The following is a 12824-nucleotide window of genomic DNA, read 5'->3' as shown; positions in this document are numbered from 1 at the left end:
GCGCCCGGCATACCACGCCGATCAGCCTAGCGCGCCTTGGGTGCGCTGCCGGTTTGGGGCGGGGTGGGCGATCCAAACCGGGCCGACAGCACCGGGTACAGCGCTTGCCAATTGTGCACATCCTTGATGAGCTTGCCATCAAGCGCGAAGCTCGGGGTGCCCGGCACCGCAAATTGCGCGCGGTCGGCATCGCTGTCCTCCAGCAGCTTGGCGGCCGCCTTGTCGTCCATCAGGCATGCCGTAAGGACGCTGCGCGATTGGCCACCCTTGGCCAGCATGTCGACCAGCCCGAGCGCATTGGCGGCATTGACCCGCGCCGGGGCATCCCCGCGAAACCACACTTCAAGCTGGCTGCGCGGGGCTTGCCGCGCCTTTTCCAACCATTCGCCCTGCGTGTTCATCAGCAGCCGGTGACGATCCTTGAACCCGGCCACCGGCCCGCAGGCAGCCAGCAGTGAGGCCGTCAGATCAATCGGATTGCGGATGAAGGAGCGCACCTCAAGGTTCATTGTGCCGGGGCTGACGAGCACGAGATCAAGGCTGCGCTCACCCTCGTTCGCGAAGTCGGCACAATGGGGGCAGGTATAACTGATGAATTCGATCATCGTGCTCTGCGCCTTGGGATTGCCGATCAGGTGGCCGCGTTCGGTGCGGGTGACAGTGGCCTGCCAGGTGCCCTTGTTCTGGCTGGCGACAAAGGCGCTGTCCGGATTGGCGAGATCCTGCCGCGGCGCGGGCGCTTTCTGCGCGAGTATGGGCGCAGCGCCGAGCGTGGCAGCGACGAGAGCGAGGGCACTGGCAATCGCAGACGCGGGCTTCATTGCTGATCCTGTTCCTTCTTGCGGTTTTCGCTGGTTTCCAGACTGCGGGCGAGCGATTCAAGCACCATGCGCAATTCAGGATCCCCGATATCGCGCAGACTGTCGCCAAGTTCCATCGGAATCGGCTTGAGCGAGGGCGGCGGCTTGGCCGCGCGCAGGCCTTCGGGCGGTTTGACAGCGCCGTGCCGCAGCTTGACCCGAGCCACGGCCTTGTATCCGAAGAAGCGGTTGACCCGTTCGATAATCTCCGGGGTGACTTGCTGGATCAGCGGCGCATGCGCCGGGATCACCACCAGTTGCAGGATGCCATCAGCCTTCTCGCCGGGCGGAAAGCGGATCGCTTCGGGCGCGCAGACGCGGGCGTGGGTCGGGCCGACGATTTCGGGCCAGCGGGTCACGACCGAGCTTTGCACGAAGCCGAACCGCCGGAACGCGGTGCGGCCGATATCGGGCGTCAGATCGCCGATCGCCTTCGCGCCGCCGCCGCGCGGGCGGACATAAGGTTTCGAGGTTTTGTTGTCGCTTCCCATGACGCCTTGCCCCATGCCATAGGCGCGGCGTGACTGCCAGCATCTCCGACATCCTGCTGCAATGGTATGATGCCCATGCCCGCGATCTGCCATGGCGCCTCGCGCCGGGCAGTGCGCTGCCCGATGATCCCGACTGGCCATACCGGGTGTGGCTGTCCGAAGTCATGCTCCAGCAGACCACTGTCGCCGCGGTAAAGCCCTACTTTGCCAAGTTCGTGGCGACTTGGCCTTCGGTTGTCGCGCTCGCGCAGGCGGATGAGGATGCGGTGATGGCCGCCTGGGCGGGGCTGGGATATTATTCGCGGGCGCGCAATCTGGTGAAATGCGCGCGCGCCGTCGCCGAACGCGGCGGCTTTCCCGCGACCGAGGCCGAACTGCGCAGCCTGCCGGGGCTCGGCGCCTACACCGCTGCGGCGGTGGCGGCGATTGCTTTCGGGCAGCGCGCGGTGGTGGTCGATGCCAATGTCGAGCGGGTCGCCGCGCGGCTCTTTGCGATTGCCGATCCCCTGCCGGGTGCCCGCAAGGCGATCCGGGCTGCGGCCGAGCAGATCACCCCGCAGGAGCGCGCCGGTGACTTCGCACAGGCGATGATGGATCTCGGCGCGCAGATCTGCACCAGCAAGGCACCGCGCTGCTTGCTCTGCCCCTTGCGCGAAGCCTGCGCGGGCCATGCCACCGGCGCGCCCGAAAGCCTGCCGGTCAAGCCCGCCAAGAAAACCGTGCCCGAGCGGCGCGGCACGGCATTCTGGATCGTGCAGTCCGATGCGGAAGGCGAGCCCTGCGTGTGGCTTGTGACGCGGCCGTCTGCGGGCATGCTCGGCGGGATGCGGGCCCTGCCCGATGATGGCTGGAGCGCGGCGCGCGACGGCACTGGCATCCTGCCGCTGGCGGGGAGTTGGCGCGATCTCGGGGCGGTGCGCCATGGCTTCACCCACGCGCATCTGACCCTTGCGGTGAAGGGCCTTGCGACCGATGCTCCTCCGCCCGGCGAAGGCCGATGGTGGCCGATAGCCCGGCTTGATGAAGCGGGCTTGCCGACCTTGTTTGCCAAGGCCGCGCAACTGGCGCTGGCTGCGACCTAGAAAAATCCGCCGCCGAGCAGCAGGCGCACGCTCGCGATGAAAAGCACGATCAGGCAGAAATCGCGCCCCGCGTTCTTGGATGACAGCGCGCCCAGCAGGATGCCCACGACAATCACCGGCAAGGCAAACCAGTTGCCCCAGCCCAGCATGGGGATCTGCGCCGGGATCACGATGATCAGGCTGATAATGCCGAACAGGAAGCTGAGGAGATTGAGCATGTGTCTTATATGGCTACTACACTTCGCCATGGCAAGCCTGCGCGATCTGCACGCGCCCGATTGACCCATGGGCGATGCTGCCGCACACAGTCAAAAAACTGAACTGTCCGGAGATTCCCTGTCATGGCCTTTCGTGAGTTTGAGACTGCTGCTCTCAACCCGGCGTTGTCGCGCCGTTCGCTGTTTCGCTCGCTCGCACTGGCGGGGGCGGGGGTATCGCTGGCGAGCCTGCCGTTCGGGCGGCAATTGCTGGCGCATAATGTCGCGGAAAGCTGGCCCAATGTGGCCAAGCTTGCCGACAGCTATGTTTCATCGCGCAAGGTGGCCAATCTCTACTTGACTTTTGGCTGGGGTCAGGAAGATCACGCCCACAGCGTGGGGGGCGGCACGCTGTCGCTCGCGCGTCCGACGCCGGTCGATGAAAACTCGCTCTACCGCATCTATTCGATGTCCAAGCCGATCACCGGCATGGCCACAATGATCCTGATCGACGAAGGCAAGCTGGGGCTGGATCAGCCGCTGCATGAAATCCTGCCGGCTTTCCGCGACATGCAGGTGCTGGTCGATCCCAAGGGGCCGCTTGATCAGACGGTGAAGGCTGAACGGCCCATCACCATCCGCCAATTGCTGACGCACACCTCGGGTCTGGGCTATCAGATCATCAGCGAAGGGCCGCTGCGCGAGGCCTATAACAAGCTCGGGCTGGTGGGTGGACGGGTCAGCCGGGCGCCCATTCCGGGCTTCCCGCCAGTTACCCCGGCGCCGGATCTCGCTGCATTTGCCGATCGCCTCGCGACCTTGCCGCTGATGTATCAGCCAGCGACCACGTGGAGCTATTCGTGCAGCATCGATCTGCTGGGCCGCGTGATCGAAGTGGCGAGTGGGATGGAATTCGAGGCCTTCCTCAAGCAGCGCATTTTCGAACCCTGCGGGATGATCAGCACTTACATGCAGGTGCCGCAGAGCGAGGCGGGGCGCCTTACCGACAATTACGGCATCATCAACGGCGCGCCCTTCCCGATCGATCCGGGCATCAACTCGGTCTATCTTGATCCGCCGCAATTCCCCACGGGCGGGGGCGGGCTGGTGTCGAGCCCGCGGGATTATGATCGCTTCCTGCGCATGCTGCTTGGCTATGGCGCGATTGATGGCAACCGGGTGATGAGTGAGGAAGCGGTGCGGGTCGGCGTCTCCGATCTGCTGCCTGCCACGGTCAACACCAAGGGGAGCTGGATCGAAGGCGCGGGGCATGGTGCCGGTGGCCGCTCGACGCCGACAACCTTCGGCTGGAGCGGCGCGGCCGGGACGGTGGCAGCGGTGGATTACGGGCTGGGCCTGCGCACCGGCCTGTTCACCCAGTACATGCCGTCCGAAGCCTATCCGATCCGCGATGAATTCCTCGCGGCGATGGAAGCCGATCTCGTCGAAATGCGGAAGAACGGCACCAAGGCGGCGTGATGCATCACACTGCGCATTCCGGTCTGACCCAACCGGCGCCGATTGCCTTTTCGGGATCGCCGATCGATCGCGCGGATCACATCCGCGCGGACGAGGCGGCCTTGGCGAGCCACATGAACTGGCGCGCGCGGGTGCTGCTGATGGATGGCTTGCTGCCGGTGCTGGATGATCGCGGCGGCCTGTCTTGGGGCACGCTGGCCGATGTCGCGCCTGATGCGGAACTGGTGTTTCTCGGCCTGCTGGAAGGCAAGGCACATTTTGCGCCGGTGCCGCGTGAGGGCGCGGAGGGCCCGGCCTATGCCATGCCTGCCGCGTGGCAAGTGATGCAGGTGCTAAGTCCTGATGATCTGGCGATCTATGGCGGGGCGCGAAGCCTCGTCGATTGGCATGCACGGCACCGCTTCTGCGCCCGCTGCGGTTCTGCCACCAAGCCTGCCAAGGGCGGCTGGCAGCGGCATTGCGACAATTGCGGGGCGGATCACTTCCCGCGCACCGATCCGGTGACGATCATGCTGGTCGAGCACGAGGATCGCTTGCTGCTCGGCCGCCAGCCGCGCTTTCCGCCGCGGATGTATTCGGCGCTCGCCGGGTTTGTGGAACCGGGCGAAACCATTGCCGAAGCGGTCGCGCGCGAGGTGTGGGAGGAGGCAGGATTGCGGGTGCGCGATGTGCGCTATATCGCCAGCCAGCCTTGGCCCTTCCCGAGCCAGCTGATGATCGGCTGTGCTGCGGTGGCGGATGATCCCACCCTTACCATCGATACCACCGAGCTCGAAGATGCGCGCTGGTTCACCCGCGCGGAGCTGCAAGCCGCACGCGCCGCGGGCGAGGCGGGGACCGACTTGCTCTATTTCCCGCGCCCCTTCGCAATTGCGCATCATCTTGTGTGCTGGTGGCTTGATCGATGAGCCAAAGCCTTACCATCGACATCTATTCCGATGTGATGTGCCCGTGGTGCCTTATTGGTTATGGCCAACTGACCAAGGCTTTGGCCGCGCTTGAGGGCGAGATCGCCGCGGAAATCCGGTGGCGGCCGTTCGAACTGAACCCGCAAATGCCGCCCGAGGGCGAGGAGCAGCAAGCGCATCTCCAGCGCAAATATGGCCGCTCGGCCGAACAAGGCGCAGCCTTGCGCGGACAGATGAAGGCGATTGCCGACAGCGCGGGCGTTTCGCTGTCCTACGAAGGGGAGGGCGAGGCCCCGCCCGCGATGATGTGGAACACCCGCGATTGCCACAAGCTTCTGACCTTCGCGCTGGAAGAGGCAGGCCCGCAGGTGCAGACCGCGTTGAAGCTCGCGCTGTTCCGCGCCCATTTCAACGCGCGCAAGGCGCTGAATGATCGGGCGGTGCTGCTCGATATTGCGGCCAGCGTCGGCCTGCACCGCGAAGCGGCCAAGGCCGCGCTCGATGATCCCGCGCTCGAAGCCCGCGTCATCGCGGAAGAGCAGCAGGCCTGGGACTTCAACATTTCAGGCGTCCCGGCGATGATCGTGGAAGGCAAGTTCTTGATCCCCGGCGCGCAGGCCCCCGAGGTTTACGTCAACGCGCTGCGGCGCGTGGCGGAGAAAAGCCGGGCGGCGGGGTAAACCCTTCTAGCCCCTTCCCTTGAGGGAAGGGGTTGGGGATGGGTGGTCAGCCATTCGTCGGGCAGAACCCCCACCCCCGGCCCCTCCCCAAGGGGAGGGGAGAATTTCAAACCAGCCCCAGCCGTTCCAGCTTCATCGCCAGCTTGCCCGGCAGGGCATCGCCGATATCCTCGCCCTCGCTCACATCGCGCGGAGCCTTGTCCTCGGTAAGATAGCGCCAGCCCTGATGCGCACGCTTGGGCTGGGTGTGGACCCGGATCAGCACCGGCTCAAGGCAGATATCCCAGCGGCCATCATCGGTTTTGACAAAGCCGATGATCGGCGAACGCGCCACGATGGCGTGATTGATGATCCAGTAAAGCGAGCCGCCGATGCACTCCTCGTGCCGGGTCGGGCGGTTGCGCGTGGTCAGCCGGATTTCGCCGCGTCCGCGATACCAGCCCGCGAGATGATCATAGCTTTTCGCGCCAAACGCGATCTTGGTGAGGTGAAGAGGCATGCGCCATCCCTCACGCGCGCGGCTGCGGCTGTCAACGGGAAAGGAGGCTTGCCGGTTAGCTGACCAGCCCGCTCGCGACGGCCAGTCCCAGAAAGACGAGAAAGCCCATCGAGTCGGTTGTCATGGTGACAAAGATCGAAGAAGCGATGGCCGGGTCGGCCTTCATCTTCTGCAAGGTCAGCGGCACGAACACGCCGGCAAAGCCGGCAATCAGGATGTTACACGCCATCGCGAGGCCGATCACGATGCCAAGCTGGACGTTGGCAAAGATCAGCGAAACCGCCAGCGCGATCACCACGGCCACCGTCGTGCCGTTGAGCGCGGCAATCGAAAGCTCGCGCCGCACCGCGCGCCAGGTGTTGCTGGCGGTGAGCTGGTTGGTGGCGAGCGCGCGCACCGTCACCGCCAGTGTCTGCGTGCCCGCATTGCCGCCGATCCCCGCGACAATCGGCATCAGCACGGCGAGCGCCACCATTGCCGCGATGGTATCTTCAAATTGCGAGATCACCGATGATGCCACAGAGGCGGTCAAGAGATTGGCCAGCAGCCAGCGTACCCGCGCCTTGTAGCTTTCGCGGATCGGCTCGTTGATGTCCCCATCGCCCGCGCCGGACAGCAGCAGCGCATCCTCGCCCGCTTCCTCGGAAATGATGTGGACGATATCATCCACTGTCATCTGGCCGACGAGCCGACCGGCATCATCCACCACCGCGGCGGAAATCAACGCGTATTTCTGGAACATCAGCGCGACTTCTTCCTGATCCATGGTGACAGGGATCAGCGTCTGGTCGCGTTTCATCACATCGGTGAGGCGGATATTGCGCGGGCTGGTGAGCACCCAGTTGAGCGCGCAGGTGCCAACCGGGCGGTGGAATTCATCGATCACGAAGACTTCGTAGAATTCGTGTTCGAGATCGCCTTCCTCGCGCAAGTAATCGATCAGATCGCCCACGGTGAGATGTTCGGGCACCGCCACGAAATGCCGGCTCATCAAGCGGCCGGCGGTCTCTTCGGGATAGGCCAGCGCGCTCGCGACGGCTTCGCGGGTTTCCGGCTCAAGCTCGGCAATCACCGCGCGCTGATCGGCTTCGTCGAGGTCTTCGATCAGCTGGACCGCATCATCGGTATCGAGCTGTTCGGCGATGGTGGCGACCGCTTCGGGCGGCAGCGCCTCCATCAGATCTTCGCGCACGAAATCATTGAGTTCGGCGATCACGTCGCCGGTCATCAAATCCGTGATCGCGGCGATCAGCGCGGTGCGATCGGGCCGGTCAAGCAGTTCGATCAGGTCGGCAATATCAGCGGGGTGCAGCGGTTCGACCAGATCATAGGCCGTGCCCTTGTCGCCCGCGTCGAGCGCTTCGCGGATGGCGCTGACGTAATCGGCCTTGAGACGGTTTTCGCTGTCGAGCCGCTCATCATCCACCCGGTCATCCGGGCGCACTTCGGCCTCGCCCGTTTCGGCGATGTGCAGATCATCCTCAAGGATGCGATCTTCGGCCATATGAGGCGTTTAGGGGCAGGGTGATGAAAAGCAAGCGGGGAGGGTGACAGGCGCTTGCGGCCTGCTAAAAGCGCGGCCAAACCCAACCCCAAAGCGGAGAATAGACATGGCCGAAACTTTGACTTTCACCCTCGACACCGGCGATGGCGAGGCGCGCGATGTGGTGATCAAGCTGCGGCCCGATCTCGCTCCGGGCCATGTCGAGCGGATCACCTCGCTGGCCAAGGATGGCTTCTATGATGGCGTGGTGTTCCACCGCGTGATTGCCGGCTTCATGGCGCAGGGCGGCGATCCGACCGGCACCGGGATGGGCGGCAGCGATCTGCCTGATCTCAAGGCTGAATTCAACGATGCCCCGCACGTGCGCGGCACCTGCTCGATGGCGCGCACGGCCGTGCCGGACAGCGCCAATTCGCAGTTCTTCATCTGCTTTGATGATGCGCGCTTCCTCGACAAGCAATACACCGTCTGGGGTCAGGTCGAGAGCGGGATGGAGCATATTGATGCCCTGCCCAAGGGCGAGCCGCCGCGCGCGCCCGGCAAGATCGTCAAGGCGACGGTTGCCTGATTTTCCCGGTGGGTCCCCGCGGATGCGGGGACCTTCCCAACCAGTGCGCGGGTTCGCTTGAAGCCCCGTATCTGCAGGAGCGCCCACGGCGTGCGCTCTCTGCGGCCCTGCACCAAACGCGCGCTTCCATGACAGCTCCAAGCCTCCGGTCCCGCCAAATCGGACAGCGCCTCGCCATTCCACTTGTGAGGGCGATTAAACCACTGTAAAACATTAAGAATCATCAGCCATGGGTCGCCGAAAGGGATGGCATGGGCGCTCGGGTGCGAAAAAATGTCCGACTCTTGATTTACGGTGCGATGATACTGGGCTCTGTGGCGGCGTCCGCCCAGACCATCTTTGTGCAAATCCCCGTTGTTGCTTCTCCCGGGTCGTCGATCGTTCTTCGTAACGGCGGCGGATTTCAGTCTGGCGACGCTCGGTTTCAATTGAGGATACAAATCCAGTCTGGTTTCCAGCCGAATGGGCCACTCCGGCTTTTCTATGGAAATCAGGTTCTTTGGAGGGCGCCAAATACAAGTCCCCGATATCAAAGTGTTCCCAATGCAACTCTCGTAACCGAGGCGTGCATATTGAGATTCCAGTCGGATGGACATCTCGTTGTGCTTGGTGCGCAGGGTGTACTTCAGGTTCCAATCTCAGGTTGTGACAATCCCAACATCACAGAAAATAATATGCAGGCTATGTGGAGCAGCAATACACATGGTAATCAGGGAGCGACTTTGGATGTCCAAAATGATGGAAATGCTGTCATAAAGAACGCGAATAACCGGATGATATGGTCAACCAATACGTGCTGTAGATGATCGACATCGCAGCGAATTATACTGGTTATCAAGGATCGCCTGTCGATGCGTTTTCCTGATTTGAATTTTCGCAGACGGCATATCAGTCATTCTGTCAAAGACTATAGAAGAATAGTGCGTCGTAAATTGCGAAGTAACCCGCATGACCGGGCTCTCGCTCTTGCTCAAGCGATCGGTTCCGACACGATAGAGGCCTTCGTTGCTCAGGGTGATGCGCAGGTAAGCGCCCTGCGCCATCATGGTCTTACTGACGGGATGGCCATATACGATTTGGGGTGTGGAAGCGGGCGCACCGCCCAAGCATTGCAGCGATCAGGTTGGCGCGGCCGGTATATCGGGGCCGATGTCGTGCCCGAGCTTCTTGATGAACTGAGGCGGCAATGCCAAGGCTACGAAACGGTATTGAATGTAACGCCGAACATCGTTGCCCCCGACGATTCTCTGGACATCATTTTTCACTGGTCTGTTTTCACCCATCTTTACCCAGCGGAATCATACCTCTACTTGGCTGACTCATTCCGTGCGCTCAAATCTGGCGGTCGGCTGGTTTTCTCGTTCCTTGAACTGGAGGACCCGGCGCATGACGTGGTCTGGCAAAACAATCTTGCCCATCTGCGCCGTGGGGACGCAGCCCAGCAGCTCGACACATTCCTTCATCGCGACTGGATAGCCCGCTTCGCGATGACGGCCGGCTTTGCGCCCCCTCGGTTTACTGACGGCTCTGACGGCAGCAACCATCCGCCGCTGTGGCAGGCTTTGGCTATCCTGGAAAAAGGCTAGCCGTAGCAGGCATTCGGTTTGCGCTATGGTCACGCGGCGCTAGGTTCGAGGAATGGTGTGAAGGACAGGACGGTGGCGTTGTGGCCGGTGGCTATAGGGAAAGGCTGCTTGAGCTTGCGAACGGATGGCGTTCGGCGTGACCAGTGCCTGATAGGACCGATTGAACCCGGCGCGGCTTGGCGCTAAGGGCGCAGGCTCATGAAACCCTCCGCGCCTCCCAAGACCTTCCGCGTCAAGAGCTTCGGCTGCCAGATGAACGTCTATGATGGCGAGCGCATGGCAGAATTGCTGGGCGAGCAGGGGATCACCCCCGCGCCCGAAGGCGAGGAAGCGGATCTCGTCATCCTCAACACCTGCCACATCCGCGAAAAGGCCGCCGAGAAGGTCTATTCGGATATTGGCCGGCTGGTGAAGGCGGGCGAGGAAGCGGGCAAGAAGCCGCTGATCGCGGTCGCCGGCTGCGTTGCGCAGGCCGAAGGTGAAGAGATCATGGCGCGCGCGCCGGCTGTCTCGATCGTGGTCGGACCGCAGGCCTATCACCGCCTGCCTGCCATGCTGGAAACCGCCACGCAGGGCGGCCGGGCGACCGACAGCGACATGCCCGCCATCGCCAAGTTCGACGCGCTCCCGCAGCGTCGCAAGCGTGCGCCGGCTGCGTTCCTCACCGTGCAGGAAGGCTGCGACAAGTTCTGCACCTATTGCGTGGTGCCCTATACCCGCGGTGCGGAAATATCCCGTCCGTTCAAGCATCTGATCGCGGAAGCCGAGAAGTTGGTGGAAGCGGGCGCGCGTGAGATCACCTTGCTGGGGCAGAATGTGAATGCCTGGACGGGCGAGGATGACAAGGGCCGCGCGGTCGGGCTCGACGGGCTGATCCGCGCGCTCGCCAAGCTGCCCGATCTCCAGCGCATCCGCTACACCACCAGCCATCCCAATGACTTCACGCCGGGGCTGATCGCCGCGCACGGCGAGGTCGACAAGCTGATGCCCTATCTGCACTTGCCGGTGCAGAGCGGCAATAACCGCATCCTCAAGGCGATGAACCGCCAGCACACCGCCGAGGATTATCTGCGCATCCTCGAACAGGTGCGCGCTGCGCGGCCCGATATCGCGCTCTCGGGCGATTTCATCGTCGGTTTTCCCGGCGAAACCGAAGCCGAGTTCGCGGACACGCTCAGCATTGTTGATGAAGTGCGCTACGCCGCCTGCTTCAGCTTCAAATATTCCCCGCGCCCCGGCACCCCGGCGGCGACAATGGATGGCCAGATCGCCGCCGAGGTGATGGACGCGCGGCTCCAGCGCCTTCAGCAGCGCATCGCCCACCACCAATTTGCCTTCAATCAGGCGAGCGTCGGCAAGACCTGCACCATTCTGGTCGAACGCACCGGGCGCCATCCCGGCCAATGGCTTGGCAAATCGCCGTGGCTGCAATCGGTGTGGTTTGAAGGCGAAGGCGCGATCGGCGATCTGGTCGAAGTCGAACTGGCCGAAGCCGGGCCCAATTCGCTCAAAGGGCTGGTCCGCCACCGCGCGACGGTTTGATGACTTTCCACCGTTGATGTGCCCCGGCTTGCTTGCTTTGGCGCGCAGGGCTCTTACCTTCCCGACTCAGGGCAGGGGATTGTCCCTTGCCCGCAGCCAAAGGAAGCTATGGGCCGCAGACCGTCCCGCGCCGAACACCCGGCACTTTCGCCCGATCCGCGCGGAATTCCCGCGCCGCGCCGCGCCCGCGTTGATCTCACCTTCGAAAATCAGGCTTTGCTTGGCCCGCTCTTCGGCCAGTTTGATGCCAATCTGGTGCAGGTCGAAAACCGGCTTGGCGTCTATATCCATGCCCGCGGCCATCAGGTTGTGATCGAGGGGCCGGAAGATGATGTCGCCCGCGCGCGCGAAACGCTCAAGACCATGTATGATCGCCTTGCCCGCGGCGAGGCGCTGGATAGCGGGGCGATCGAATCGATGATTGCCATGTCCGCCGAACCGACGCTTGAAGGCATTATCTCGGGCGATCAGGGCGCGCCGCCGATCATGATCCGCACGCGCCGCAAGACGATTGTGCCGCGCTCCGCCACGCAGATCGAATATATGCGGGCGCTGGCGAAGGAGGATATCATCTTCGCGCTCGGCCCGGCGGGGACGGGCAAAACCTATATCGCGGTCGCGCAGGCGGTCAGCCAGTTGATCAGCGGCAGCGTGCAGCGGCTGATCCTGTCGCGCCCCGCGGTGGAAGCGGGCGAGAAGCTCGGCTTCCTGCCCGGCGATATGAAGGACAAGGTCGATCCCTATCTGCGCCCGCTCTACGATGCCTTGAACGATTGCATGCCGCCCGAACAGGTCGAACGGCGCATTGCGAGCGGCGAGATCGAGATCGCGCCGATTGCCTTCATGCGCGGGCGCACGCTCGCTGACAGCTTTATCATTCTTGATGAAGCGCAGAACACCACGCGCGAGCAGATGAAGATGTTCCTCACCCGCTTTGGCCAGAACAGCCGGATGGTGGTGTGCGGCGATCCGCGGCAGGTCGATATTCCGGGCGGCCCGAATATGAGCGGGCTGAATGATGCGGTGAGCCGGCTTGAGGGTGTCGAAGGCTTCGGCACGATCCGCTTCACCGCTGCTGATGTGGTGCGCCACCCCATCGTCGGCCGGATCGTCGAGGCTTACGAGGGCGGCGGAGAGTAGGCGCAAAGCGGCAGGTCAGCTTTTCGGGGTTTGTGGTGAAAAGCTGCCGTTCGGGTGTCGACCCCAATCTTGCCTTCCCCGTCACCCCAGCGAAAGCTGGGGCCCAGGGCCGCACAGGACGGCGCTTCCCGCCCTAGGTCCCAGCTTTCGCTGGGATGACGAAAGGGCAGTTTCCACCCACGACCAGCTATGCACCCCGGGCCAACACGTGATCCCGAAAGCGGCATCGCGGCTTTGCCCCGCTCGCAAAAATTTCTGCCATTCAGTACACGACCCCGTCACAGTCAT

At 63.3% G+C, this 12824-nt stretch carries 13 protein-coding genes; 8 read left to right on the top strand and 5 right to left on the bottom strand.

The features are described 5' to 3' along the window. Positions 1 to 26: 26 nt before the first annotated feature. Together SOQ14_RS02535 and SOQ14_RS02530 are read right to left on the bottom strand one after the other, a co-directional pair. Positions 27 to 821 carry a DsbA family protein gene (locus tag SOQ14_RS02535; RefSeq protein ID WP_322896473.1) on the bottom strand — a complete coding sequence of 265 codons (795 nt, stop codon included), beginning with the start codon at positions 819 to 821 and terminating at the stop codon, positions 27 to 29. Then, on the bottom strand, positions 818 to 1351 hold the full coding sequence (locus SOQ14_RS02530) for a DUF721 domain-containing protein (RefSeq protein ID WP_322896472.1): 534 nt from the start codon (positions 1349 to 1351) through the stop codon (positions 818 to 820). Before SOQ14_RS02530 ends, SOQ14_RS02535 begins: the two co-directional genes overlap by 4 nt. A gap of 29 nt (positions 1352 to 1380) precedes the next feature. On the opposite strand from SOQ14_RS02530, the gene SOQ14_RS02525 reads away from it, so the two are divergent. After that, positions 1381 to 2433, top strand: a complete 1053-nt coding sequence (locus tag SOQ14_RS02525) for an A/G-specific adenine glycosylase (RefSeq protein WP_322896471.1) — start codon at positions 1381 to 1383, stop codon at positions 2431 to 2433. Here the strand turns inward: SOQ14_RS02525 and SOQ14_RS02520 are convergent. Then, positions 2430 to 2651, bottom strand: a complete 222-nt coding sequence (locus SOQ14_RS02520; RefSeq protein ID WP_322896470.1) for a hypothetical protein — start codon at positions 2649 to 2651, stop codon at positions 2430 to 2432. The genes SOQ14_RS02525 and SOQ14_RS02520 overlap by 4 nt on opposite strands. 123 nt (positions 2652 to 2774) lie before the next feature. On the opposite strand from SOQ14_RS02520, the gene SOQ14_RS02515 reads away from it, so the two are divergent. The 3 genes from SOQ14_RS02515 to SOQ14_RS02505 are packed head-to-tail and all read left to right on the top strand — an operon-like array spanning position 2775 to position 5697. Then, positions 2775 to 4109 (top strand): serine hydrolase domain-containing protein, encoded by a 1335-nt coding sequence (locus SOQ14_RS02515; protein WP_322896469.1) that lies wholly within the window; start codon positions 2775 to 2777, stop codon positions 4107 to 4109. After that, positions 4109 to 5017, top strand: a complete 909-nt coding sequence (nudC, locus tag SOQ14_RS02510) for an NAD(+) diphosphatase (protein ID WP_322896468.1) — start codon at positions 4109 to 4111, stop codon at positions 5015 to 5017. Before SOQ14_RS02515 ends, nudC begins: the two co-directional genes overlap by 1 nt. After that, the gene (locus tag SOQ14_RS02505; protein ID WP_322896467.1) at positions 5014 to 5697 is read left to right on the top strand and encodes a DsbA family oxidoreductase; all 684 of its coding nucleotides are present in this window, start codon (positions 5014 to 5016) and stop codon (positions 5695 to 5697) included. Before nudC ends, SOQ14_RS02505 begins: the two co-directional genes overlap by 4 nt. Before the next feature lie 106 nt (positions 5698 to 5803). Here the strand turns inward: SOQ14_RS02505 and SOQ14_RS02500 are convergent, their stop codons facing one another. Both SOQ14_RS02500 and mgtE read right to left on the bottom strand, forming a co-directional pair. Further along, a complete protein-coding gene (locus tag SOQ14_RS02500; protein WP_322896466.1) occupies positions 5804 to 6196 on the bottom strand; it encodes a DUF1489 family protein in 393 nt (130 codons plus the stop codon). A 55-nt stretch (positions 6197 to 6251) separates the two neighbouring features. Beyond that, positions 6252 to 7700 carry a magnesium transporter gene (gene mgtE, locus SOQ14_RS02495; RefSeq protein ID WP_322896465.1) on the bottom strand — a complete coding sequence of 483 codons (1449 nt, stop codon included), beginning with the start codon at positions 7698 to 7700 and terminating at the stop codon, positions 6252 to 6254. A 106-nt stretch (positions 7701 to 7806) separates the two neighbouring features. Here mgtE and SOQ14_RS02490 point away from each other — a divergent pair, with 106 nt between their 5' ends. The 4 genes from SOQ14_RS02490 (at position 7807) to SOQ14_RS02475 (ending at position 12536) form a co-directional block, all read left to right on the top strand. Further along, the gene (locus SOQ14_RS02490) at positions 7807 to 8268 is read left to right on the top strand and encodes a peptidylprolyl isomerase (protein WP_322896464.1); all 462 of its coding nucleotides are present in this window, start codon (positions 7807 to 7809) and stop codon (positions 8266 to 8268) included. Positions 8269 to 9119: 851 nt separating this feature from the next. Next, entirely contained in the window at positions 9120 to 9854 is a 735-nt protein-coding gene (locus tag SOQ14_RS02485) for a class I SAM-dependent methyltransferase (protein WP_322896463.1), read from the top strand. Positions 9855 to 10052: 198 nt separating this feature from the next. Beyond that, positions 10053 to 11396 carry a tRNA (N6-isopentenyl adenosine(37)-C2)-methylthiotransferase MiaB gene (gene miaB / locus SOQ14_RS02480; protein ID WP_322896462.1) on the top strand — a complete coding sequence of 448 codons (1344 nt, stop codon included), beginning with the start codon at positions 10053 to 10055 and terminating at the stop codon, positions 11394 to 11396. Between the two features lie 108 nt (positions 11397 to 11504). Then, positions 11505 to 12536, top strand: coding sequence for a PhoH family protein (locus tag SOQ14_RS02475; protein WP_322896461.1), 1032 nt, complete (start codon positions 11505 to 11507; stop codon positions 12534 to 12536). Positions 12537 to 12824 lie beyond the last annotated feature (288 nt).

It is taken from the genome of Erythrobacter epiphyticus (assembly GCF_034653295.1).
Lineage (GTDB): Bacteria > Pseudomonadota > Alphaproteobacteria > Sphingomonadales > Sphingomonadaceae > Erythrobacter.
This window is presented reverse-complemented; position numbering and strand designations above follow the sequence as displayed.

Bases quoted from the DNA above. Each gene is read 5' to 3' on its own strand.
- SOQ14_RS02535 (WP_322896473.1), bottom strand. From the start codon at position 821: ATGAAGCCCGCGTCTGCGATTGCCAGTGCCCTCGCTCTCGTCGCTGCC.
- SOQ14_RS02530 (WP_322896472.1), bottom strand. From the start codon at position 1,351: ATGGGAAGCGACAACAAAACCTCGAAACCTTATGTCCGCCCGCGCGGC.
- SOQ14_RS02520 (WP_322896470.1), bottom strand. From the start codon at position 2,651: ATGCTCAATCTCCTCAGCTTCCTGTTCGGCATTATCAGCCTGATCATC.
- SOQ14_RS02515 (WP_322896469.1), top strand. From the start codon at position 2,775: ATGGCCTTTCGTGAGTTTGAGACTGCTGCTCTCAACCCGGCGTTGTCG.
- nudC (WP_322896468.1), top strand. From the start codon at position 4,109: ATGCATCACACTGCGCATTCCGGTCTGACCCAACCGGCGCCGATTGCC.
- SOQ14_RS02505 (WP_322896467.1), top strand. From the start codon at position 5,014: ATGAGCCAAAGCCTTACCATCGACATCTATTCCGATGTGATGTGCCCG.
- SOQ14_RS02500 (WP_322896466.1), bottom strand. From the start codon at position 6,196: ATGCCTCTTCACCTCACCAAGATCGCGTTTGGCGCGAAAAGCTATGAT.
- mgtE (WP_322896465.1), bottom strand. From the start codon at position 7,700: ATGGCCGAAGATCGCATCCTTGAGGATGATCTGCACATCGCCGAAACG.
- SOQ14_RS02490 (WP_322896464.1), top strand. From the start codon at position 7,807: ATGGCCGAAACTTTGACTTTCACCCTCGACACCGGCGATGGCGAGGCG.
- SOQ14_RS02485 (WP_322896463.1), top strand. From the start codon at position 9,120: ATGCGTTTTCCTGATTTGAATTTTCGCAGACGGCATATCAGTCATTCT.
- miaB (WP_322896462.1), top strand. From the start codon at position 10,053: ATGAAACCCTCCGCGCCTCCCAAGACCTTCCGCGTCAAGAGCTTCGGC.
- SOQ14_RS02475 (WP_322896461.1), top strand. From the start codon at position 11,505: ATGGGCCGCAGACCGTCCCGCGCCGAACACCCGGCACTTTCGCCCGAT.